Origin of the sequence: Variovorax glucosi, assembly GCF_051216695.1 — a bacterium.
In the GTDB taxonomy this organism is placed as follows: Bacteria; Pseudomonadota; Gammaproteobacteria; order Burkholderiales; family Burkholderiaceae_C; genus Variovorax.
In genome coordinates, this window is record NZ_JBPJZE010000001.1 from 427501 (window position 1) to 451029 (window position 23529).

A 23529-nucleotide genomic window follows, 5' to 3' on the forward strand; every position below is an offset into this window, starting at 1 on the left:
CGTGCAATTGCTGCGCATGGTGAAACATATGGTGCATTACGTTCTGAGGCAGATGTTCGCGAACAAATTGCCGATCGATGGCCGGAGCATTCGGCGACATCCCGCCCATTCTGGCTGGCGGGCACGCAGACGCAGAAATCCGCGCCTTTGCGGCACTGACCTGCTCCATTGGTTGCACTGAATTGAATTTCATTTGTTTCCCGGATTTTGGTTCGATGAAGAAGTGGAACGCTGCACGCGACTTGCGCGCATGCCATCCACGATTTTTTTGAGCTTATTGCTGATTCAGCGGTAGAAAACACCCGGGTCACGGCGAGCCAGAGGATTTTGGTTCCTCAGCGAAACGGTGAGGCATCCGGGCAAATCGTTGTCACGGAGAACGTACAGATCGATCTCGGCGTGAGAACCTCCAGGCATCAGCGCTCTCGGCACGCGGGATTCGATCCTGACCGTCTCGCCATTTCGCAGCGTCATCGACTGCCTCAAATTCGCAAGTGATGCATATGCGCGACTCAATTCCTCCGAACTGGACAAATCGACGTTCAGCGTTCTTCCATCCATGGGAAAGCCTTCCGCGTGCTCGTCGAAATTGACGCTCAGCCGGGCATCGGCGGTCGAGATTCGCAGCAAATTGGAAACGTAATGCACCACGTCGGGTTCGGCACGTTTCAACGGTTGCCGGACTGGATTGGGAAGCATTGGCTCAGGCGCTTGATAGGCCTGCTGCCACTGCAAATTATGTGGCTGGTGCAATGGTGGCGATTGCCAGGGCGCATTCATCTGTTGATGCGATTGCCAATTCTGCTCGATTCGATTTCGCAATTGGACCCGCTGCTCGAATTCCTGCATATTGAGCACCGCCAGCGAATTCTCATGCCAGTCTCTTGGCGCCAGCCACGAAGGACGGTATTCAGGAACCATGCCTGCGGGCGCATAGGGTGCCGGGTTTGCCGAATATCCTTTCGGCCGCGCACCATCCCTTGGCAGAAGCCCGATGGGCCTCGAACTCAGCGAGGAATCTATATTTCTCATCTTTTCGCCTGTGAATTGACCGCGAAGTCGATTGACCGAGGCGGTAAGCGAGAAGCGTAAATTCGGCACGCCGTGCTGGCGTTCAGACTATTCCTAGATTCACACTGCACCACACTGGCGCGTGGCGGATAATTTCGACCTATGAATCCATTGCTCTCGAAGCTCCAGCCCTACCCCTTCGAACGGCTGCGACAACTTTTTGCCGGCATCACGCCCTCGCCCGCCCATCGCCCGATCAGCCTGGGCATCGGCGAACCCAAGCATCCGACGCCGCAATTCATCCGCGACGCGCTCACCGCCGGTCTTGACGGACTGGCCGCCTACCCGTCGACCGCCGGCGACCTGAAGCTGCGGCAGTCCTTCACGGCCTGGATGCAGAAGCGCTACCGGCTGTCGCTCGATCCCGCGACGCAGGTGCTGCCGGTGAACGGGTCGCGCGAGGCGCTCTTCGCGCTGACGCAAACGGTGATCGATCCGGCGCGCAAACCGGTCGTTCTTTCGCCGAATCCGTTCTATCAAATCTACGAAGGCGCGGCACTGCTGGCCGGCGCGCAGGTCCATTACGTGCCGAGCATGGCGGACCGCAACTTCGCGGTCGACTGGGCCAGCGTGCCGGACGAGGTCTGGGCGCGCACGCAACTCGTCTTCGTCTGCTCGCCCGGCAATCCGACAGGCGCGGTGATGTCGCTCGACGAATGGCAGATGCTGTTCGCGCTGTCGGACCGCTACGGTTTCACGATCGCGGCCGACGAGTGCTACAGCGAGATCTATTTCCGCGACGAGCCGCCGCTGGGCGGGCTCGAAGCGGCGCAGCGCCTCGGCCGCACCGACTTCCGCAACCTGATCGCGCTCACGTCGCTGTCCAAGCGCAGCAACGTGCCGGGCCTGCGAAGCGGCTTCGTGGCCGGCGATGCGGCCATCGTGAAGGCGTTCCTGCTCTACCGCACGTACCACGGCAGCGCGATGGGCGGCGCGGTTGCGGCCGCAAGCATTGCCGCGTGGGGCGACGAATCGCATGTGGTAGAGAACCGGGCGATGTACCGGGCCAAGTTCGCGACGGTGACGCCGATGCTGGCCAAGGTGCTCGACGTTCAGTTGCCCGACGCCGGTTTCTATCTCTGGGCCGGCATACCCGAATCCTGGAAAGGCGACGACGCGGCCTTCGCCCGCTCGCTTTACGCTCAATACAATGTGACCGTGCTGCCGGGAAGCTTCCTGGCGCGCGAAGTCGACGGCGTGAATCCCGGCAAGGGCCGCATCCGCATGGCGCTGGTCGCCGACACCCAGGAATGCGTGGAAGCCGCTCAACGCATCGTCGATTTCATCAAGAACTGATTCAAAGTCCTCCCGAAATTCAGCCAATCAAATGACCCAACAACTCCAGCAGACCATCGACGCAGCGTGGGAAGACCGCGCCAACCTTTCGCCTGCCCAGGCGCCAGCCGAAGTCCGCGAAGCCGTCGAGCACGTGATTTCCGAACTGAACAACGGCAAACTGCGTGTCGCGACCCGCGAATCGGTCGGCCAGTGGACCGTGCACCAGTGGATCAAGAAGGCCGTGCTGCTGTCGTTCCGCCTGAAGGACAACGAGCAGATGCAGGCCGGCTCGCTCGGCTTCTACGACAAGGTTCAGACCAAGTTCTCGCACCTGTCGGCTGCCGAACTCAAGGAAGCCGGTGTCCGCATCGTGCCGCCGGCCGTCGCGCGTCGCGGCAGCTACATCGCCAGGGGCGCGATCCTGATGCCGTCGTATGTGAACATCGGCGCCTACGTCGGCGAAGGCACGATGGTCGATACCTGGGCCACCGTCGGTTCGTGCGCGCAGATCGGCGCCAACGTCCACCTGTCAGGCGGCGTCGGCATCGGCGGCGTGCTGGAGCCGCTGCAGGCCGGCCCGACCATCATCGAAGACAACTGCTTCATCGGCGCCCGTTCGGAAGTCGTCGAAGGCGTGATCGTCGAGGAGAACTCGGTGCTGTCGATGGGCGTCTACATCGGCCAGAGCACGCCGATCTACGACCGCGCCACCGGCGAAACCACTTATGGCCGCGTGCCCGCCGGCTCGGTCGTCGTCAGCGGCAGCCTGCCGAAGGACAACGGCCGCTACAGCATGTACGCCGCGATCATCGTGAAGAAGGTCGACGCAAAGACCCGTTCGACCACCAGCCTGAACGACCTGCTGCGCGACTGATCCACCGCCTCACCGGAGCAAGCCGATGAACACGATGGAACGCATCCTTCGCATGATGGCGGAGCGCAAGGGCTCCGACATCTACCTCTCGGCCGATTCTCCGGCGCTGATCCGCATCAACGGCACCTGCGTGCCGATCAATGCGCAGGTCCTGCCGGCGGAGGCGCCGCTGAAGCTGCTGAGCGAAGTCGTCCATTCGACCCGCATCGAGGAGCTCCAGCGCACCGGCGAGCTGAACATGGCGATCCAGTTGCCGGGCGCCGGCAACTACCGAATCAGCGCCATGCGCCAGCGCGGTAGCTACGCCGTGGTGGTGCGGCACATCGCGCTCAGGATTCCGTCGTTCGCCGACCTGCAGCTGCCGGACGTGCTCAAAACGCTGATCATGGAGAAGCGCGGGCTGATCCTGATGGTCGGCGCGACCGGCGCCGGCAAGTCGACCACGCTGGCATCGATGCTCGATTACCGCAACGAGAACGCGTCCGGCCACATCCTCACGGTCGAGGAGCCGATCGAGTTCACCTACACGAACAAGAAGTCGATGGTGAACCAGCGCGATGTCGGCAGCGACACGCAGTCGCTGCAGATCGCGCTCAAGAACGCGCTTCGCCAGGCACCGGACGTGATCCAGATCGGCGAAATCCGCGACCGCGAAACCATGACGGCGGCCATCGCCTATGCGCAGTCGGGTCATCTCTGCGTCGCCACGCTGCATGCGAACAACAGCTACCGCGCGCTCAACCGCATCCTGAGTTTCTATCCGGTCGAAGTGCGGCCGACATTGCTCGGCGACCTGGCCAGCGCGCTGCGCGCCATCGTGGCGCAGCGCCTGTTGCGCACGCCGCAGGGCGCGCGGATTCCGGCGGTCGAAGTCATGCTCAACACCGCGCTGATCGCGGAGATGATCGAGAAGTCGGACTTCACCGCCGTCAAGGAGGCGATGGTGCAGTCGATGGCCGAAGGCTCGCAGACCTTCGAGGAAGACATCGCCCGCATGATCAGCGACGACGTCGTGACGCGCGAGGAAGGTCTCGCCAACGCCGATTCGCCGACCAACCTGATGTGGCGGCTGCAGAACCGCCAGGCGCCGCCGAGCGCGAGCGCCACCGACGAAATGCGCCAAAACCTGCTCGACGACATACCCACGTTCACCGATATCACGCTCGACGTGAAATTCTGAGAAAGCCCCAGTTTCCGATGCTTCCGATGTCCCGCACGCTGCAGCTCGCAGAGCAACTGATTTCCCGCCCCTCCGTCACGCCCGACGACGCCGGCTGCCAGCAACTTCTCGGCGAACGCCTGACGCCGCTCGGCTTCACGCTGGAAACCATCGAAAGCGGACCGGATGATTTCCGCGTCACCAATCTCTGGGCCGTGCGCGCAGGCAACGGCAGCTCCGGCAATGCCTCCCGAACCATCGCCTTTGCCGGCCACACCGACGTGGTGCCGACCGGCCCGGTCGCGCAATGGACCAGCCATCCGTTCTCGCCGACGCACCGCGACGGCAATCTGTACGGACGCGGCGCCTGCGACATGAAGACGTCGATTGCCGCGTTCGTCGTGGCGATCGAGGAATTCGTCGCACAGAACCCCGATCCGAGCCTGACGCTCGCGCTCCTGCTCACCAGCGACGAGGAAGGTCCCGGCGTCGACGGCACGGTCGTCGTTTGCGACAAGCTGGCCGCGCGCGGCGAGGCGATCGACTACTGCATCGTCGGCGAACCCACATCGGTCGAGCGTTGCGGCGACATGATCAAGAACGGCCGACGCGGCACCATGAGCGGCAAACTCACTGTCGTCGGCGTGCAGGGCCACATCGCCTATCCGCACCTCGCCAAAAACCCGGTCCATGCGTTCGCGCCTGCGCTGGCCGAGATGGTCGCCATCAATGCGGCCGGCGGCTGGGATGCGGGCAACGAACACTTCCAGCCGACCAGCTGGCAGATCAGCAACATCCACGCCGGCACCGGCGCCGGCAACGTGATTCCCGGCGCGGCGGTGGTCGATTTCAATTTCCGCTTCTGCACCGAATCGACGCCCGAATCGCTGCAGCAGCGCGTGCGGCAGGTGCTCGATTCGCACGGCGTCGAGTACACGCTCGCCTGGACCGTCGGCGGCCTGCCTTTCCTCACGCAACCGGGCGAGCTGGTCGCCGCCGTACAGCAGGCGATCCGCGACGAAACCAGCATCGAAACGACGCTGTCGACCAGCGGCGGCACCAGCGATGCGCGCTTCATCTCGAAGATCTGCAAGCAGACCATCGAGCTCGGACCGGTCAACGCCAGCATCCACAAGATCGACGAGCACATCGCGGTAGCCGACATCGAGACGCTGAAGAACCTGTATCGGCGCACGCTGGAGCGGTTGGAAGCGATCCAGCCGGCAGCGCAGGCAGGCGCATGAACGCGGTCGACGCTCCGAAACGCACCGTCATCGAACTGATCGAGACCGGCGCCGCACGGCTGACCGAAGCCGGTGTCGCCTTCGGTCACGGAACGGAAAACGCCTTCGACGAAGCGGCGTGGCTGGTGCTATGGCAACTCAAGCTGCCGATCGACGCGATCGACGAAGTCGCCGAGCGGGCGGTTTCGCCGGCCGACGCTTCCCGCGTCGATGCGCTGATCGCCGAGCGAATCGCCAGCCGCAAGCCCGCTGCGTACCTCACGAAAGAAGCGTGGCTGCAGGGCGTGCCCTTCTACGTCGACGAGCGCGCCATCGTGCCGCGCAGTTTCATCGCCGAACTGCTGATCGACGGCAGCGTCGACTACTGGCTCGGCGAACACACCCAGCGCGTGCTCGATCTATGCACCGGCAACGGCAGCCTGGCCGTGCTGGCAGCGATGACGTATCCGGACATCGCCATCGATGCGGCGGACCTGTCGACGACGGCGCTGGAAGTCGCGGCCATCAACGTGACGCGCCACGAACTCGATGCGCGCATCACGCTCCTGACTTCCGACGGCCTGAAAGATGTTCGCGGCCCGTACGACCTGATCCTCTGCAATCCGCCGTATGTGAATTCGCAGAGCATGTCCGCGCTGCCTGCCGAATACCGCGCCGAACCCGAACTGGCATTGGCCGGCGGCAGCGACGGCATGGATTTCATCCGCGCGCTGCTTCGCGATGCGCCGGCCGCCATGAGCGAACGCGGCGTGCTGGTGCTGGAAATCGGCAACGAGCGCGATTATTTCGAGGCTGCGTTTCCGACGCTCGAGGTCGTCTGGCTGGAAACCTCGGCGGGCGAAGATCAGGTTTTACTGGTGACGCGCGAAGCGCTGACTGCAGCCGAAAGCGTCTGAGGTCCGGGCGGATTCGCGTGCCATGGCACGCGACTTGCACGCTATTCGTGCATCCGCGCGCATGCGCACACATGTGCGCACCGAAACAGGAACCACTTTTTTGCCATCCAGTTTTCCTCAAAGCCCAGGCACTTCCGATGCGCTGGCTGCCCCGCTGTTGTCCGTCCGCAATCTCAGCGTCGAATTCGACACGCCGCAAGGCGTCTTCCGCGCGGTCGACGACCTGAGCTTCGACGTGGCTGCCGGCCGTACGCTGGCCATCGTCGGCGAATCGGGTTCCGGCAAGTCGGTCACCTCGATGGCGATCATGCGGCTCACCGACTACAACCGGGGCCGCATCGCCGGCGGACAGGTGATGTTCCGGTCGCGCGACGGCACCGTGCTCGACATGACGCAGGCCGCGCCGGCGACGCTGCTGCGCATGCGCGGCAACGAGATATCGATGATCTTTCAGGAGCCGATGACGTCGCTGAACCCGGTGTTCACCGTCGGCAACCAGATCGTCGAAGCGCTGCTGCTTCATCGTGGAATGAGCGCGCGCGAAGCACGTGCCGAGGCGCTGGCGCTGCTGCGCAAGGTGCGCCTGCCCGATGCCGAGCGCCTGCTCGACGCCTATCCCCACCAGCTTTCCGGCGGCATGCGCCAGCGCGCGATGATCGCGATGGCGCTCTCGTGCCGGCCGACGCTGCTGATCGCCGACGAGCCGACGACCGCGCTGGACGTCACGATCCAGGCGCAGATCCTGAACACCATCCGCGAACTGCAGCGGGATTTCGGCACGGCCGTCGTTTTCATCACGCACGACATGGGCGTCGTCGCCGAGATGGCCGACGACGTGGTCGTGATGTGGCGCGGACGCAAGGTCGAGCAGGGGCCGGTGGAGCAGATCTTCAACGCGCCGGCGCATCCGTACACGCAGACATTGCTGGCTGCAGTGCCGCGCCTCGGCAGCCTGACCGGCCAGCCTCATCCGTTGCGCATGCCGCTCGAAGTGCTGGACGGCGACGTGCGGCGCACGGTCGGCACGACGCAGGTGCAGTCGACCGCGCGCTATGACGCGCCGCTGCTGCAGGTCGAGAAGCTGACGACGCGCTTCGACGTCAGGCGCAACTGGCTCGGCCGCGCGACGCACCGCGTGCATGCGGTCGAAAGCGTGAGCCTGGAGATCTATCCCGGCGAGACGCTGGCGCTGGTCGGCGAATCGGGCAGCGGCAAATCGACCATCGGCAAGACGCTGCAACAGCTGGTTGAACCGACCAGCGGCACGATCCGTTTCGACGGGCAGGACATCGACACGCTCGACACAGCCGGCCGCCGCAAGCTGCGGCAGGACATCCAGTACATCTTCCAGGATCCGTACGCGTCGCTCGATCCGCGCAAGCGCGTCGGCTTCAGCATCGCGGAACCGATACGGACGCACAACCTGCTGACCGACGACAAGGAAATCGATCGCCGCGTCGCCGAACTGCTCGTCGATGTCGGCCTCAAGCCCGAGCACGCGAACCGCTTCCCGCACGAGTTCTCGGGCGGGCAGCGCCAGCGCGTGTGCATCGCGCGTGCGCTTTCGTGCAACCCGAAACTGATCATCGCGGACGAATCGGTTTCGGCGCTGGACGTGTCGATCCAGGCGCAGATCATCGATCTGCTGATGGCGCTGCAGGCCGAGCGCGGGCTGTCTTACCTGTTCATCACGCACGACATGGCGGTGGTCGAGAAGATCAGCCATCGCGTCGCGGTGATGTACCTCGGGCAGATCGTCGAGATCGGCACGCGACAGGCGGTGTTCGAGACGCCGGCCCATCCGTACACGCGCAAGCTGCTGGCTGCAGTGCCGGTGGCCGAGCCCGGGCGCCACAAGGACCTGTCGCTGATCGAAGGCGAGATTCCGAGCCCCATGCGCGCTGTCGGTGACGAGCCGGCAATCCTCGAACTGATCGAGATTTCGCGCGATCACCGCGCGGCGCAAGTCGCCTGAGCCCACATCTCTCCAATCCTTTTTTTCTCACCGAAAGAGCCGACATGACCCGAACCTTCAAGCGCACCCTGCTCGCCTCCAGCCTCGCGCTGGCCGCACTCTGCAGTCCGCTGGCCATGACACACGCGCAAGCCGCTGGCACGCTGACCGTCGCCCTGCACCAGGACCCGGGCAACTGGGACCCGATCGCGACCTTCCTCGTCGCCTGGGGCGCGGTCGGCGGCCAGGTGTTCGATGGCCTGATCATGCGGACGCCGGACATGAAGCTGGTTCCGGGACTCGCCACCAAGTGGGAGTTCATGGAGAACAACACCAAGATCCGCTTCACGCTGCGCCCGAACGTCAAGTTCCACAACGGCGAGCCGTTCGACGCCGAAGCCGTCAAGTTCACCTTCGACCGCCTGCTGGGCGAAGAAGGCAAGAAGGGACCGCAGCAGTCGAACTACGCTTCCATCGACAAGATCGTCGTGGTGAATCCGCTGACCGTCGACATGTTCCTGAAGTCGCCAGACCCGGTGCTGCTGACCAAGCTGGCCGGCTACGGCGCGATGATCGTGCCGCCGAAGTACATCAAGGAAAAAGGCAGTCAGTTCTTCGGCATGAACCCGGTCGGCACCGGCCCGTTCAGGTTCACCGACTACAAGCCGAAGGTCAGCCTGACGTTCGCGAAGAACGCCGAATACTGGGGCGGCGCACCGAAGGTGGATGCGCTGGTCTACCGCTTTATCGCAGAGCCGGCCACGCAGGCCGCCGAGTTGCAGGCCGGCCGCATCGACGTCGCCAATCAGGTGCCGCTGGCGCTGATCGACACGTTGAAGAAAGACACCAAGCTGGACGTCGTCAGCATGGGCGGCCCGGTGGCGCTCGCGCTGCGCTACAACACCCAGCGCGGCATCATGAAAGACGTGCAGGTGCGCAAGGCGCTAACGATGGCGGTCGACCGCGACGCGATCATCAAGACGATCCTGCTCGGCCAGGCCAAGCCGATCGCCAGCTTCCAGGGCGAACTGTCCTTCGGCTACGACCCGGCGCTGAAGCCGCTGCCCTTCAACCCGACGCAGGCCAAGGCGATGCTGGCGAAGGCCGGCGTCAAGCCGGGCACGCAGATCCAGCTCGACTTCCGTGGGCCGGACAGCAACTTCCGCGAGGTGTCGCAAGCCGTGGCGGCTTATCTGTCGGCCGTGGGCCTGCAGGTGTCGCTGAAGCCGTATGAGACCAACGTGCTGCTCAACGACATCATCCCGAACGGCAAGACCGGCGAGATGTGGCAGAACCAGTGGGGCGGCTGGACATTCGACTACGACAACACCGCCTATTCGATGTACTACACGAAGCAGCGCTGGAATCCGTTCGACGACGATGCCAAGCTCAACGCGCTGCTGCACACGCAGCGCAATACCTGGGACCAGGCGGCGCGCAAGGTCACGCTGCAGGAAATCGGCCGTTATGTGGCAGACCAGGCGCTCGAAATGCCGCTCTACAGCCTGAACACGGTGTACGGCATCAACAAGCGCGCGAAGAACCTGGCGCTGCCGGCCGATGGACGCTTCCGCTTCGTCGAAGCCACGGTCGACTGATCGATGCTGGGTTTCCTGTTCAAGCGGCTGCTGCAGGCCGCGTTCGTGATCCTGGTGGTCACGCTGTTCGTGTCCTATGCGGTGCGGCTATCGGGCGACCCGGCCATCATGCTGGCCCAAGGCGCCGGCAGCGTGACCGAGGAAGACCTGCAAAACATCCGCACCGGTCTCGGGCTGGACCGGCCCTTCCCGGTGCAGTACGCGGAATTTCTCAAGGGGATGGTCGTGGGCGATTTCGGTCGCAGCTTCCTGGGCGGCACGCCCGTGTCACAGCTGATCGGCGATGCGCTGCCGGCGACGCTGGCGCTGGCCGGCGCCTCGCTGCTGCTTTCGTTGCTGATCTCGATTCCGCTCGGCATCCAGGCGGCCGTGCACCAGGGACGCGGCATCGATCAGGCGATCCGCATCGGGTCGCTGGTCGGACTGTCGTTCCCGAATTTCTGGCTGGCGATCATGCTGGTGCTGCTGCTGTCGATCACCTTCCCGCTGCTCCCACCGTCGGGCTGGGACGGACCGATGAGCCTGATCATGCCGACGCTGACGATGGCGATCATCTTCTCGGCCACCAACGTGCGGCTGGTCCGCACCTCGATGCTCGAAACGCTCGGCGCGCAATACATCATGGTCGCGCGCGCCAAGGGGCTGAAGAACAGCGTCGTGCTCTACAAGCACGCGCTGCGCAACTGCGCGATTCCGCTGATCACCTACATCGGGCTGCAATTCGGAAAGATGATCGGCGGGCTGGTGGTGGTCGAGAAGGTCTTCAACTGGCCAGGAATGGGCACGCTGGCCTTCGACGCGATCTCGGCACGCGACTATCCGGTGTTGCAAGGATCGGTGACAGTTTTGGCGCTGCTGGTGGTGTTCGCCAACCTGTTGGTCGATGTGGCCTATGGGCTGGTCGATCCGCGAATTCGAAACGGTTGAGGAAGCACCGCCATGTCTACCGCGACCCTCCCAGACCGCTGGCGCCATCTGCGCTCGCTCGAATTCATCCTCGGCGTGCTGCTCGTCGGCACGATGCTGACGCTGGCGATCATCTCGCCGCTGCTCTTCCCGGACCTCGGCACCCGCATGGACCTGGCCGCGCGCCTTACCGCGCCATTCACCGAATGGCGTCATCTGCTCGGCACCGATCCGCTGGGTCGCGACGTGCTCGAGCGCGTGCTGCTCGGCGGGCGCGTGTCGTTGTTCGTCGGCTTCGTCTCGGTGGCGGGATCGGTGACGGTCGGCGTCATCGTCGGCCTGATCGCCGGTTACTACCGCGGCTTCTGGGACATGTTCCTGATGCGCTGCGTCGACGTGCAACTCGCCCTGCCCTTCATCCTGATCGCGCTGACCTTCATCTCGATCCTCGGCGGCGGGCTGGGCAACATCATCCTGTTCATGATCCTGTCGCAGTGGGTGCAGTACGCGCGACTCGTTCGCGGGCTGGTGCTGTCGCTGCGCGAACGCGAGTTCGTGCAGGCCGCGCGGGCTTTCGGCGTGCGAGATCTGTCGATGGTGCGGCACCACATCCTGCCGAACGTGCTCGGTCCGGTGGTGATCCTGATGACGCTCAACGTCGCCGAAAACATCCTGCTCGAAAGCAGCCTGACCTTCCTCGGGCTCGGCGTCGATCCGCAGATCCCGACCTGGGGCGGCATGCTGGCCGACGGGCGCAACTATCTGCAGACGGCGTGGTGGGTCAGCGTGTTTCCGGGATTGGCGATCATGCTGACGGTGCTTGGGCTGAACCTGCTCGGCGACTGGCTGCGCGATCGGCTCGACCCGCTCGGAAAGGTTTGACGATGACGATGACGCTGCTGCTGGACAAGAAGCTGCCGCGCACGCTGGACGCGTGGGTGGCCGAACTATCGGCGCAAGGCGCCGGCGCTCCATCGGTCGAAGCCTGGCTGTTCGACGGCGCCATCGCCCGCCGGGCAGCCGAAAAGCGACTTGCCGCCGCCGGCATCCGCGCTCGCTTTCGCAGCGCCTACAAGCCGCTTGTCCACCACTTCGAGGAAGAAGTCGACATCGACGGGCTTGCCAGCGTCGTCGTGCGATATCCCGTGCATCCGGGCGCATCGCCGCGCCGTTTCGCGCTCGAAAGCTATCCGCTGGCCGACATGCTGGCCGGCGTCACGCTGCAACTCCAAGCGAAGCCTGAATCCGACGCCGTGCCGCGCTACGAAGTCGAATTGCGCTGGCGCAACGGTGCGCATCGCATCGACACCGTCTTCGCGCCGAACCGTTTCCATGAAGACCTGCTCGGCAACGCGATGCTGTCGCCCTGCGGCTGGTTCGACGGTGCGCAGAAAAGCACCGATTACGAAGAAATCTTCCAGCTTGCGATGCACACGTTGCACCACCACGACTGGCCCAAAATCGAGCCCTACTTCGAACGGCTCGACATCCGCGTCGACCTGCCGGATTCGCCGCGTCCGCCCGGCAGCGCCTGGATCGATCTGCATGAGGCGATGCACGAAGACCTCTACTTCTCGCTGCTCGAAACCTTTCAGCAGCGCAGCGGACGGCCGCTGGGAGACCGACGATTGCAGCCGGGCCAGATCGTGCCGGACGTTCGGGCGAGCATCGACGGCGGAGTGTCGGTGCGGATAGCGCTGCGTGCGTATCCGAAACCGGCCGTAGAAACCGAATCGATCGAAAGAATCGACGTCACATCGCTCGCCGATGTGGTTTCGCCGCTGTCGCCGGCACGCATCGCACGCGAGATGGCGGCGATCGGCGGTGTGCGTTTCGAAGCGCTCACCCGGCAAGGTCGGCAGGTGCTCGGCGTCCACCGCGCGACCGGCAAGCCGCTTCCTGCGGTGATCGTCAGCGGAGGCCAGCATGCCAACGAGACGTCCGGCGTCGTCGGCGCGCTGCGTGCGGCGCACACGCTGGCTGCGCGTGCGGATGCCAATTTCGCGCTGATCGCGCTCGAGAACCCCGACGGCTACGCCCTGCGCCACGAACTCTGCGCGCACGGCCCGGCGCAGCGGGAGCACATGCAGCATGCCGCCCGATACACGGCGCTCGGCGACGACCTCGAATACCGCGAACAGCCGCCGTTCTACGAGCGCGAGGCGCGTCACCAGGCATTTGCACTCTCGCGTGCGACGCTGCACGTCAACCTGCACGGCTATCCGGCGCATGAATGGACGCGGCCGCTGAGCGGCTACATTCCGCGCGGATTCGATCTCTGGACCGTGCCGAAGGGCTTTTTCCTGATCCTGCGGCATCTTCCCGGCTGGTCCGGGCCGGCACGACAGCTTGCCGAACACGTCTGCCGACGGCTTGCCGAGAGGGCCGATCTCATGGCTTTCAACGCCGCGCAGCTCGCCACTTACAATCGGCATGCCGGCGAGCTTCCTTTCGAAGTGATCCACGGCACGGCCTGCACCATCAGCGAGGTCGACCGCCCCGGACCCGCCCTGACCCTGATCACCGAGTTTCCCGACGAGACTGTCCACGGTGATCCTTTCATCCTGGCCCACGACACGCAGACCGCGACGGTGCTGGCTGCGGTCGAAGCCTTGAGTTTCCTACCGCCGAGCCCATGATCAATCTGAAGAACGTCGTCCTGCGCCGTAGCGCCAAAGTCCTGCTGGACGGCGCCAACGTCACCATCAACCCCGGCGAGCGCGTCGGCCTGGTCGGCCGCAATGGCGCCGGCAAATCGACGCTCTTCGCGCTCTTCAACGGCACGCTGCACGAGGACGGCGGCGACTTCTACAAGCCAAAACAGTGGCGCATGGCGCAGGTCGAGCAGAACATGCCCGAGACCAGCGATTCGGCCACCGATTTCGTGGTCGGCGGCGACACCAAGCTGGTCGAGTTGCGCGAAGCATTGGCCGTCACCGAAGCCAGCTACGAAGCCACGCCCGACGATGCCGACATCGGCATGGCGCTGGCGCATGCCTACACCGACCTGGCGGATGCCGGCGAACACGACGCCGTGCCGCGCGCGCAGGCGCTGATCCTCGGCCTGGGCTTCAAGACGCACGAGCTCGATCTGCCGGTCAACAGCTTCTCCGGCGGCTGGCGCATGCGCCTGCAGCTCGCGCGCGCGCTGATGTGCCCGAGCGATCTGCTGCTGCTTGACGAACCCACCAATCACCTGGACCTGGACGCCCTGGTCTGGCTCGAAGCATGGCTGCAGCGCTATGCCGGCACGATGATCGTCATCAGCCATGACCGCGAATTCCTGGATGCGGTGACGACCGTCACGCTGCACATCGTCAATGCGCAACTCACGCGCTACGGCGGCAACTACAGCAAGTTCGAGGAAATGCGCGCGCTGCACATGGAGCAGCAACAGGCCGCTTTCGGCAAGCAGCAGGAAAAGATCGCCCATCTGCAGAAGTTCATCGATCGCTTCAAGGCGAAGGCCAGCAAGGCCAAGCAGGCGCAGAGCCGGGTCAAGGCGCTGGAACGCATGGAAAAGGTCGCGCCGCTGCTGGCCGAAGCCGATTTCACCTTCGAGTTCAAGGAGCCAGGCAACATCCCGAACCCGATGCTGTCGATCAGCAATGCGAGCTTCGGGTACGTCATGCAGCCCGAAGAAGGCAGCGCGGCCGAACCCGTGACGCGGACGATCCTGCAAGGCGTGAACCGCTCGGTGCAGGGCGGCCAGCGCATCGGCATCCTGGGCGCGAACGGCCAGGGCAAATCGACGCTGGTGAAGACGATCGCGCGCGAGATGGGCGCAACCGCCGGCACCGTGACCGAAGGCAAGGGCCTGAACATCGGCTACTTCGCGCAGCAGGAACTCGACGTTCTGCGCCCGCAGGACACGCCGCTCGAACACATGGTGCGCATGGCCCGGGAAATGGGCACCGCCGCCAAGGAACCCACCGGCGAACAGAATCTGCGCAGCTACCTGGGCAGCTTCAATTTCAACGGCGACATGGTCAAGCAGCCGGTCGGCACCATGAGCGGCGGCGAAAAGGCGCGGCTGGTGCTGGCGATGATGGTCTGGCAACGCCCCAACCTGCTGCTGCTGGACGAGCCAACCAATCACCTGGACCTCGCCACCCGCGAAGCACTGGCCATGGCGCTCAACGAGTTCGAAGGCACGCTGATGCTGGTCAGCCACGACCGTGCGCTGCTGCGCTCGGTCTGCGACGAGTTCTGGATGGTCGGTCGCGGCGCCGTCACCGATTTCGACGGCGACCTGGACGACTACCAGCGTTACCTGCTGGAAGAAGCCAAGCGTCAGCGGGAGGAAGCCAAGGAGGCTTTTAAGAAAGCGCCCGCGCCGGTTGTGGTTGCAGCCGTTGTCGCTGCGCCTGCGCCTGCCGTGGCCGCGCCTGCGCCCGCTTCAGCGGATCAGCGCAAGCAGGACGCACAAGGTCGCCAGCAGCGCAGCGATCAGCAGAAACCGCTCAAGCGCGAGATCGTCCAGATCGATGAAAAACTGGCTGCGGCCGCTGTCGAGAAAGCAGCGCTCGAAGCGCGGCTCGCAAAACCACTCCCGGCCGCCGAGATTGCCGATGCCGGCAAGCGCCTGAAGTCCCTGAATGATGAAATCGAGCGGCTCGAGGAACGCTGGATGGCGGTGTCGAGTCAACTGGAGTCGCTCGCAGCCTGAAGGAGTTCCCGCCGATGCCGTCAGCCATCGAATTAGCCAAAGGCGATCCCGCGCTGATCGCCGCCGTGTTGCGAAGTCGCAAGCTGATTGCGCGCAAGGCGATGCTGGCTGCTGCCGCCAGCGCCGTGCCGCTGCCGGGCATCGATTGGGCTGCGGACGCGGCCCTGCTGTCCCGGCTGGTGCCGCAGATCAGCAGCGAGTTCGGCCTGTCGGTGACGCAGATCGATCAACTGGCACCGCAAAAGCGCGAGCGAATACAGAAAGCTGCAACCACGGTCGGCGCGCTGCTGGTCGGTCGTCTGGTCACGCGCGATCTGCTCATCACCCTGGCTAAACATGCCGGCATGCGCCTCAGTGCAAAGCAGGCGACGAAGTACGTGCCTCTTGCCGGACAGGCGATTTCCGCGGCACTGGGATACGCTGCCCTTCGCGCGCTCGGCGAACAGCACATCAAGGATTGCGTGAATGTTGCACAGGCCGCACAGCATCTGCTGCCGGCACCTGAGATTCAACTCGTCGAGAGGGTCCAAACGCCGGCCGATGCGATTCCTGCATCAAGTGACCGGGAGCAACCGGGTCTCTTTGCCCGACTGACGCATCGCCGAGCCAGATAACGGACATTCATTGGACAGAACGGGCTGGTTGATGACTTTTTAACCCGATTCTTGACAATTGTTTTAGATCGTCAAAATTTGTCATGCTACCCTGGACCCATGAGTAATTGGATCCTGGGACCCACTGAAGTCGGAGCACACGTATGAACGATGCGGATCTTGCCACCGCAACCGAGCGCGTGATGGAAAAGGTCGATTACTACCTGCATTGCGAGCTTGACGGCGATTACGAGCATGAGCGACCAGACATGGCGCGCATGCAGCTCGAGATCGCGATTAAGCGGGAGATATTGCGCGCGAGCGCTATCGGGCTGGTCAGCTCGGCGACTGCCGTGGCGCGCGCAGGGCTCGGCGAGTGAGAAACCGGGTTGCCAACGCGTTCCCGCATGCATGTGCAAAGCAATACAAAAAAGCCTGCCGTCATTGAGACGGCAGGCTTTTTTCATGCCTCGAAGGCAAATGGTGGTGGACTGTGCGGGGGTCGAACACACGACAAACTGATTAAAAGTCCGATCGTGACGTCACTCCTGAACACATCATGTCATTCGATGTGTCCGGGAAACAGGGGGAACCCCAGTACGCGCGCATGTGTGCGCGCGTGAACCAAGAGCAAATATCTCAAATCGCCTCTTCTCAATCCTGAGCGAAGTGCTCGTCAATCTTTGCCTTTGCGCGCAGAAAGTCTGCTTCACGTCCCGTTGGTGGATCGAAAGCCACACCCGATGGGCACTCAGAAGTCGGAGGGACAGCGACGACAGAAAGTCCGGCGCATCCCGGGTCATCGCTCAGCGCTGCATTCCAGGCGTCCACGTACAGCTCACTGTTCACATTTGTCGCAGTCATCGTCATTTGCTTTCGTTGAAAGTTTCAGTATGACCGCGCGTTATGTCCACATCTGACAGTCTGGATATGCCTCAGCCCTTGCATCTTCGATCCGCACGCAACGCGCAGATTTTTCGATCTCAATAGTCAGTGGTCTCCTGACACTTTCCCCCGACAATCCGTGCCTCTCGAACCGGAACGCACAAGGCGCCACGATGGCTTCGCCGTTTGATCTACGTGCGAACCTGCACGCCCTTGGTGACAACACTCGCCAGAACAACATCGATCTGCTGCGGGCACTTGCGATCGTGGCGGTGTGCGCTCACCACGGTCAGCATGTATTCGGCGGAAACATCCCGTTTTTCGGTGCCAACGGCGGCTGGTTCGGTGTCCAGCTGTTTTTCGTCATCAGCGGCTACCTGATCAGCGCGAGCTGCGAGAAGCACGGCCTCCGGGACTATGTGATCCATCGGGTCCTGCGAATTGCCCCGGCGTATCTCTTGTTCTTTCTGGTGATCGGGATTGGAGACAAGGTGATCACGGTCGGCTCGATTGCCGCGGACCCGTGGGCCTTCGCGGTCAACCTCATTTTCATGCAGCATCTGTTCCCATCGGCGCTGCTGAAGTTCGACGTGCTGCACGTGAGCTGGACGTTGACCATCGAGGTGCTCTGGTACGTGCTTGCCCCGCTGCTGCTCATCGGGAACCGGGTACTGCGATGGCCGACGGTCGCGGTCACGCTCCTCGTGTCCACAGCGTGGGCCTACACGGCGAGCACCGGCGCGCTCGACTTCATCTATCCCGGCGTCAGCGACGCGAATCCCGGCTACGCGTATCTCTTCGTGGTCAATCACTTTTTCGCCCAGGCCATCTTCTTCGTCTTCGGCGCCTGGATCTATTTCAACAGGCGCGCGGTTGCCCACATCAATCCGGTTCTGGCGCTCGTTCTGGCACTTCTCGTTTTCCTGGCTCAGCCTTACTACCTGCTTTTCAATCCGATGTTCATCACAGGTATCAGCATCGCCCTGCTGCTTGTGACCGCACTCAACAGCCAGCCAATCCGCAGCCGGCTCGTTTTTCTGATCTCCGAGACCTCTTATGCGATCTACCTCTGTCACTTTCCAGTGCTGCTGTGGGTGCGCGACCAGATGGGTTTGACTAGCTTGACTGGGGTCGCAGTATCGATCGCATTGATCATGCTGCTGGCCGTGATCAGCTACGTCCTGATTGAAAAGCCGTTTGTGAAGATAGGGCGCGGGAGGCGCTGACAGCTATTTACTGTCACGGATTCCTGCGTGCTTGCTGAACACACCAGCTGTACCGCCGCACCTCGCGTCACTTTTCATCTTCGTACTCGCCCGCCAACGGGGTGCGCCAATTGCCCGTTATAGAACTTGAAGATCCTGCTAATCCGATCAAATACAGAGACATGACGCGCAACCCAAAACTCACGTTGTGGCGCCTTGCACTTGCCATCTGCATGGCGGCAATCACGGTGCTCTCCTTGCTTCCGTTATCGCAACCATTGCCCTCCACAGGATGGGACAAGAGCAATCACATGCTCGGCTTTTCGGCACTCGCCTTTCTGTCGCACTGGGCTTGGCCCGGACGAACCGTAAAAGCGCTGGTCGTGCTGCTCGTCTACGGATGTCTGATCGAGGTGCTTCAGTCATTTACGCCAGATCGCAGCGCAGACCTGGCCGACGTAGTCGCCGACGGCGTCGGCTTGGCGATAGGCGCAGGTATAGCCAGAGTGTTGGCAGTTCTTGCGAAGCTGGAGAGTTGACAGGCTCGTCCTTATTTTGACCACCCGCTTACAGAGCTACTTGTATGGGCAGGTGTCCGCCTGAAGGCGGAGGAGAAAAGTTCGGCCTGGGAAGACCTGGGACTATCGTCACCACTACGCGCATGCGCATGGGTGAAAACCAGCTTGCAGCCGTCTTCAACGCGCGCATCATCTATAGCGGGGAGAAGAAGATCGTAGTAGCTTTTATCGAGCGTGTTGATGATGAATGGCCGGCGCAGGAGCAGGAGGTTTGGATCTTGAGCCATGACGATAAGCTTCGCCCCCCCCGGCCGAAAGGCTGGACAACCAGAAAGGAGCGATGGTGATTTCGCTAGACAGGCTCAACCTGAATCCAGTCAATTTGCGGCATCTCCCGGTCGCGTCCAAGATGGCGGTCTCTCGATCAATGGTTGGCGTCTGCGATCGAGCGAGCAACCCTTCAGACGAATAGCTACACGGATGAAAATACTCATCTCCATCGATGCTACTGGGTTCTGGTACTGGGAATTGCAAGGCGCCAACGGGCGCGCCATGGCGATCACTTCGGTAGGCTACAACTCGAAGTTCGAAGTGCTGGAAGCGATTCGAGACTTGAGAATCGTCTTTAGCCATGCGCCAGTCATGGACCGAGCTGGCAACTATCTTCAAGACGACTGACGCGCGCCAGCCGAACCGCTCCGGTGCTTTTCCGCGACAGCAAACTTGCAGGTGATCCAGTCGATCCTCTCATTCACGCGCACGTGAAGAAGATCGGGCGCGGCGGGTTGCTGATCCACGAGCAGGAAGAAGCTGCACGGTCCAGAGCAAAGCCGGTATCGCGGATTTGGTGGTGTGTGCCTGGTCCGCTTGACGATCCGACCTTGCTGGCTGGAGTTGCTCCAGGCATCAGCCAAGGTACAAAACCCCGTCCCCGTGGCTACATGGTGGCTACACGGTGGCTACACAACCCGAGCGCGCACCGGCAAAAGAAAAAGCCTGCTACCAAATCGGTAGCAGGCTTTTCAGTTCCCATGCGGGCTAAACAATGGTGGGACGTGCGGGGGTCGAACCCACGACAAACGGATTAAAAGTCCGCTGCTCTACCAACTGAGCTAACGTCCCGAATTTCGGGTTCCGCTGAAGACGATGTCGCGCATCGCATTCAGCAAAGCCTACGATTATAGCGCGACCTTCGACGCGATTCGGTCCAGAACCCATCCAGCTGCACATTGACCGAAGGTCGCCGTCACGCTGACGACCGATCCGTAACCATGGCAGTTCAAAGAGCCATCACCTTCGACGGCGCACGACGCATCGGGAGCGGCAACGCTCTCGCGGCTGAATACGCAAGTCACGCCGATCTTCTTGCCGTCGCGAGGCGCGCCGTACTCCTTGCGAAGTCGTTGTCGCAGTTGAGCCATCAGCGGATCGTGAGTGGCCATGGAGATGTCTTCGATCTCCACGCGGTGCGCGTGACGCTTGCCGCCAGCCGCACCGACGGTGATGAACGTCCGCTTGCCGGTCCGCGCCCAGGCGCTCATCGCCAGCTTCGCCTTGACCTGGTCGCACGCATCGACGACAGCAGTCAGTTCGCCTTGCGCCGATTGGGCTGACGCGACCATCGCCAGCCAGTTGTCCGGCTCGACGAAGTCGTCGATCGCATTCACCTGGCATTCCGGATTGATCTGCGCGATGCGTTCGCGCATGGCTTCGACCTTGGCCTGGCCGATGGTCGACTCCAGTGCGTGAATCTGCCGATTGATGTTGGACTCTGCAATGTGATCGAGGTCGACCAGCGTCAGCCGGCCTACGCCGCTGCGTGCCAACGCTTCGACCGTCCACGACCCCACCCCGCCGATGCCTGCGACGAGCACGTGAGACGCGCGAATCCGCTCGGCGCCTGAAACGCCATAAAGACGTTCGAGGCCGCCGAATCGGCGAACGGAGTCAACTGGAGTAACGGAACCGACAGACACCCAAGCGTCCGTCAGATCACTTGAGTCGCGAAAGACGTTCCCGTCCAGCCTGTGCGGCTTCGGACTGGGGATAGGCCTTGGTCAGATCTTCCAAGGTGCGGCGCGCTGCACGCGTGTCCTTAAGTTCGATCTGGCAGTTGGCGATCGAAAGGACCGCTTCTGGTGCCTTGGCATGGTCCGGTGCCAACGAAAGCATCGAACGGAAATTCGCGATCGCTTCGTTGTAGTTGCGGGTCGCATATTGCGCGTTGCCCAGCCAGAACAACGCCGACGCGTTGTAGCCGCTCTGGGGATAGCGTTTGACGAATTCCGCGAATGCAGTCTGCGACTGCGCGAATTGACCTGAGCGAAACACACCCAAGGCCGCATCGAAATCTGACTTTTCCTTAGGGTCGGCGGTGAACTCGCGACCGTCGACGGACACCTTTGACGGCTCGCTCTTGCGGAGCTTGTCGTCGAGATCGGTCTGACGTTGCTGCATTTCCGAAACCGTACGCGCCAGCTGCTCGTTCTGACCCGTCATCCGGGCCATGTCGGTACGCATGGTCTCGATCTGCGTCTGCAGGTCGAGCAGGCTGCGGCGCAATTGTGCGGTGTCGTCGGTGCTGCGCTGCTCGGTCTGCACGCGCTGCGCCTCGACGCGCTGGCGCAGATCGAGAATGGCGCGACGCGCCTCGTCGTCCTCGAACAATGCCGCGTGCGAGACGACGCCGGAGAGGGCGAGCGCCGCAGCGAGTGCGGCATTGCGCAAGGCGAAGTGGTTCATCATCAACGGTAGGTGACTTCAGCGCGGCGGTTCTGGGCGAACGCGGCTTCACCCGCGCCCTGCACTGCCGGCTTTTCCTTGCCGAAGCTCACGGCTTCGACCTGGCTGTCGTTCACGCCGAGAAGATTCAGTGCGCGACGCACGGCTTCCGAACGCTTCTGGCCAAGTGCGAGGTTGTATTCGCGGCCTCCACGGTCGTCGGTGTGACCTTCGATCGACACACGGCGCTGCGGATTCGCCTTCAGGAAGCGTGCGTGGCCGTCGATCAGCGACTGGTACTCGGGCTTGACCGTGTAGCTGTCGTAGTCGAAATACACGATGCGTGCGACGCCCACCGGACCGGCCGCGTTCTGCGCGTTCGGATCGATGGTGACCGGGGCCACGCCGCTTGCCGAGCCGCTGCGACCCATGCCACCGGCGCCGGCACCGTCGACGACGGGAGTGTCGTTCAGCTTGGTGCCCGACGAGCAACCGGCGATGAAGGCCACAATGGCCAGCGAATAAATTGTGCGTTTCAACATTCTCGAACTCCTCGGTTAATCATTGCTTTTGGAATGGACCCCAGTCCGGTTCCCGAATATCTCCGGCCTGGCCCGCGAGCCTTGCCTTAATCTTTCCATCCAGCGTCGACGTCATCAGCGCTTCGCGACCGCCGAGCTGCGTCGCATAGACGATGAGCTTGCTGTTGGGCGCAAAACTGGGATTTTCGTCCGCTGTCGTGTCGGTAATGGCAGCGACGTTCCCGCTGGCCAATTCCATCACGTGCAGTTTGAATGCACCCCCTACACGAGAGATGTAGGCCAACCACCGGCCGTCTCCGCTGATAGATGGTGAGATATTGTAAGAACCGCTGAACGTGACCCGTGTTGGTGTCCCGCCACTTGCACTCATTTTGTAGATCTGGGGAGCGCCGCCGCGGTCGCTGACGAAGTAGATCGTGCTGCCATCCGCCGAGAAGACCGGCTCGGTGTCGATGCTGCTGCTCTGCGTCAGACGGCGCGGTTCGCCGCCGGCTGCGGGAATGCTGAAGAGTTGCGATCCACCGTCGCGACTCAGCGTCACGGCGAGCGAGTTGCCATCCGGCGCCCAGGCCGGCGCACTGTTCGATCCACGGAAATTGGCCAGCAGGCGACGTTGGCCGGTCGACACGTTGTGCACGTAGATGACCGGTTTGCGCGACTCGAACGACACGTACGCGAGCTGGCTGCCATTGGACGACCACACCGGCGAAATGATGGGTTCCGGGCTGGCCAGCGCGGCCTGTGCGTTTTCTCCGTCCGCGTCGGCCACCCAGAGGTTGTAGCGGCTGCCCGTCTTGGTCACGTAAGCGATCCGGGTCGAGAAGATGCCTTTTTCGCCGGTCAGCTTCTCGTAGACGTAATCCGCGATGCGATGCGATGCGAGTCGCAGGTCGCCCTGCGGCACGGTGTAGCTCTGGCCGCCGAGATCCTGGCCGCGCACGACGTCCCAGAGGCGAAAGCGCACATCGAACCGGCCATCGGCAAGGCGCGTGACGCTGCCGACCACCAGCGAGTCCGCGGTGCGCTGACGCCAGAGCGTGAGGTCGGGGCGCGACGCTTCGTCGAGATCCTGACCGGAGGCGTCGACACCTCTGAACTGACCGCTGCGTTCGAGGTCGACCTGGACGATGGTGGATATCTTCTGCGGCGAAGCATCCTGACCCTTAAAGGGTGCAAGCGCGATCGGCAACTGCGTGAGCCCGACGCCCGAAACCTCGACCCGGAACTGGGCCAGCGCAGGAACGAGGGGAGAAGCGGCCAGGGCCGCGACGAGGCCACGGCGGGCGGTGAACGATGAGGAAGGAGTCGGGGAGAAATCGGGCAACGGCTTGATCATGCGGTTCGGAGAGGGTTTTCCGGGACAAAGTTCACCGGCGTAAGCATTCGACATGGTACACACTGCCAGCGACGGCCCCG

At 62.9% G+C, this 23529-nt stretch carries 22 protein-coding genes, 1 tRNA gene and 1 pseudogene; 18 read left to right on the plus strand and 6 right to left on the minus strand.

Annotated features, from left to right (window positions below; translation table 11 throughout):
- Positions 1-77: 77 nt before the first annotated feature.
- Positions 78-272, plus strand: a complete 195-nt coding sequence (locus tag ACSFA3_RS02090; protein WP_435503749.1) for a hypothetical protein — start codon at positions 78-80, stop codon at positions 270-272.
- Between the two features lie 13 nt (positions 273-285).
- Here ACSFA3_RS02090 and ACSFA3_RS02095 read toward each other — a convergent pair whose 3' ends face one another.
- On the minus strand, positions 286-1101 hold the full coding sequence (locus tag ACSFA3_RS02095) for a hypothetical protein (RefSeq protein WP_435503750.1): 816 nt from the start codon (positions 1099-1101) through the stop codon (positions 286-288).
- 72 nt (positions 1102-1173) lie between these two features.
- On the opposite strand from ACSFA3_RS02095, the gene dapC reads away from it, so the two are divergent.
- The 17 genes and pseudogenes from dapC (at position 1174) to ACSFA3_RS02180 (ending at position 19528) form a co-directional block, all read left to right on the plus strand.
- Positions 1174-2367 (plus strand): succinyldiaminopimelate transaminase, encoded by a 1194-nt coding sequence (dapC, locus tag ACSFA3_RS02100; protein ID WP_435503751.1) that lies wholly within the window; start codon positions 1174-1176, stop codon positions 2365-2367.
- Positions 2368-2398: 31 nt separating this feature from the next.
- A complete protein-coding gene (dapD, locus tag ACSFA3_RS02105) occupies positions 2399-3223 on the plus strand; it encodes a 2,3,4,5-tetrahydropyridine-2,6-dicarboxylate N-succinyltransferase (protein ID WP_435503752.1) in 825 nt (274 codons plus the stop codon).
- Positions 3224-3248: 25 nt separating this feature from the next.
- The gene (locus ACSFA3_RS02110; protein ID WP_435503753.1) at positions 3249-4403 is read left to right on the plus strand and encodes a PilT/PilU family type 4a pilus ATPase; all 1155 of its coding nucleotides are present in this window, start codon (positions 3249-3251) and stop codon (positions 4401-4403) included.
- 26 nt (positions 4404-4429) lie between these two features.
- Positions 4430-5626 carry a succinyl-diaminopimelate desuccinylase gene (gene dapE / locus ACSFA3_RS02115; RefSeq protein ID WP_435504930.1) on the plus strand — a complete coding sequence of 399 codons (1197 nt, stop codon included), beginning with the start codon at positions 4430-4432 and terminating at the stop codon, positions 5624-5626.
- Positions 5623-6522: a 50S ribosomal protein L3 N(5)-glutamine methyltransferase gene (prmB, locus tag ACSFA3_RS02120; RefSeq protein WP_435503754.1), complete on the plus strand. Its 900-nt coding sequence runs from the start codon at positions 5623-5625 to the stop codon at positions 6520-6522. The genes dapE and prmB overlap by 4 nt, the downstream gene beginning before the upstream one ends.
- Positions 6523-6583: 61 nt before the next feature.
- On the plus strand, positions 6584-8497 hold the full coding sequence (locus ACSFA3_RS02125; RefSeq protein WP_435504931.1) for an ABC transporter ATP-binding protein: 1914 nt from the start codon (positions 6584-6586) through the stop codon (positions 8495-8497).
- Between the two features lie 44 nt (positions 8498-8541).
- Positions 8542-10074: an ABC transporter substrate-binding protein gene (locus tag ACSFA3_RS02130; RefSeq protein ID WP_435503755.1), complete on the plus strand. Its 1533-nt coding sequence runs from the start codon at positions 8542-8544 to the stop codon at positions 10072-10074.
- A gap of 3 nt (positions 10075-10077) precedes the next feature.
- Positions 10078-11001, plus strand: coding sequence for an ABC transporter permease (locus ACSFA3_RS02135; RefSeq protein ID WP_435503756.1), 924 nt, complete (start codon positions 10078-10080; stop codon positions 10999-11001).
- A gap of 12 nt (positions 11002-11013) precedes the next feature.
- On the plus strand, positions 11014-11862 hold the full coding sequence (locus ACSFA3_RS02140) for an ABC transporter permease (protein WP_435503757.1): 849 nt from the start codon (positions 11014-11016) through the stop codon (positions 11860-11862).
- Between the two features lie 2 nt (positions 11863-11864).
- Positions 11865-13619 carry a M14 family zinc carboxypeptidase gene (locus ACSFA3_RS02145; RefSeq protein WP_435503758.1) on the plus strand — a complete coding sequence of 585 codons (1755 nt, stop codon included), beginning with the start codon at positions 11865-11867 and terminating at the stop codon, positions 13617-13619.
- Positions 13616-15649 (plus strand): ABC-F family ATP-binding cassette domain-containing protein, encoded by a 2034-nt coding sequence (locus ACSFA3_RS02150; protein ID WP_435503759.1) that lies wholly within the window; start codon positions 13616-13618, stop codon positions 15647-15649. The genes ACSFA3_RS02145 and ACSFA3_RS02150 overlap by 4 nt, the downstream gene beginning before the upstream one ends.
- A gap of 14 nt (positions 15650-15663) precedes the next feature.
- Positions 15664-16152: pseudogene (locus ACSFA3_RS02155) on the plus strand (hypothetical protein); the annotation flags it as partial.
- A 254-nt stretch (positions 16153-16406) separates the two neighbouring features.
- Positions 16407-16622 (plus strand): hypothetical protein, encoded by a 216-nt coding sequence (locus ACSFA3_RS02160; RefSeq protein WP_435503760.1) that lies wholly within the window; start codon positions 16407-16409, stop codon positions 16620-16622.
- Between the two features lie 678 nt (positions 16623-17300).
- Positions 17301-18353: an acyltransferase family protein gene (locus ACSFA3_RS02165; RefSeq protein ID WP_435503761.1), complete on the plus strand. Its 1053-nt coding sequence runs from the start codon at positions 17301-17303 to the stop codon at positions 18351-18353.
- A 161-nt stretch (positions 18354-18514) separates the two neighbouring features.
- Positions 18515-18871, plus strand: coding sequence for a VanZ family protein (locus ACSFA3_RS02170; RefSeq protein WP_435503762.1), 357 nt, complete (start codon positions 18515-18517; stop codon positions 18869-18871).
- 128 nt (positions 18872-18999) lie between these two features.
- Positions 19000-19197 carry a hypothetical protein gene (locus tag ACSFA3_RS02175; protein WP_435503763.1) on the plus strand — a complete coding sequence of 66 codons (198 nt, stop codon included), beginning with the start codon at positions 19000-19002 and terminating at the stop codon, positions 19195-19197.
- 133 nt (positions 19198-19330) lie between these two features.
- Positions 19331-19528: a DUF1508 domain-containing protein gene (locus tag ACSFA3_RS02180; protein WP_435503764.1), complete on the plus strand. Its 198-nt coding sequence runs from the start codon at positions 19331-19333 to the stop codon at positions 19526-19528.
- A gap of 368 nt (positions 19529-19896) precedes the next feature.
- Here the strand turns inward: ACSFA3_RS02180 and ACSFA3_RS02185 are convergent.
- From ACSFA3_RS02185 to tolB, 5 genes are all read right to left on the minus strand, one after another.
- Positions 19897-19972, minus strand: a tRNA-Lys gene (locus ACSFA3_RS02185).
- Between the two features lie 56 nt (positions 19973-20028).
- Positions 20029-20841, minus strand: coding sequence for a tRNA threonylcarbamoyladenosine dehydratase (locus ACSFA3_RS02190; protein ID WP_435504932.1), 813 nt, complete (start codon positions 20839-20841; stop codon positions 20029-20031).
- A gap of 1 nt (position 20842) precedes the next feature.
- Complete coding sequence (ybgF, locus tag ACSFA3_RS02195) at positions 20843-21592, minus strand: tol-pal system protein YbgF (RefSeq protein ID WP_435503765.1); 750 nt, start codon at positions 21590-21592, stop codon at positions 20843-20845.
- A 2-nt stretch (positions 21593-21594) separates the two neighbouring features.
- A complete protein-coding gene (gene pal / locus ACSFA3_RS02200; protein ID WP_435503766.1) occupies positions 21595-22113 on the minus strand; it encodes a peptidoglycan-associated lipoprotein Pal in 519 nt (172 codons plus the stop codon).
- Positions 22114-22132: 19 nt separating this feature from the next.
- A complete protein-coding gene (gene tolB / locus ACSFA3_RS02205; protein ID WP_435503767.1) occupies positions 22133-23449 on the minus strand; it encodes a Tol-Pal system beta propeller repeat protein TolB in 1317 nt (438 codons plus the stop codon).
- Positions 23450-23529 lie beyond the last annotated feature (80 nt).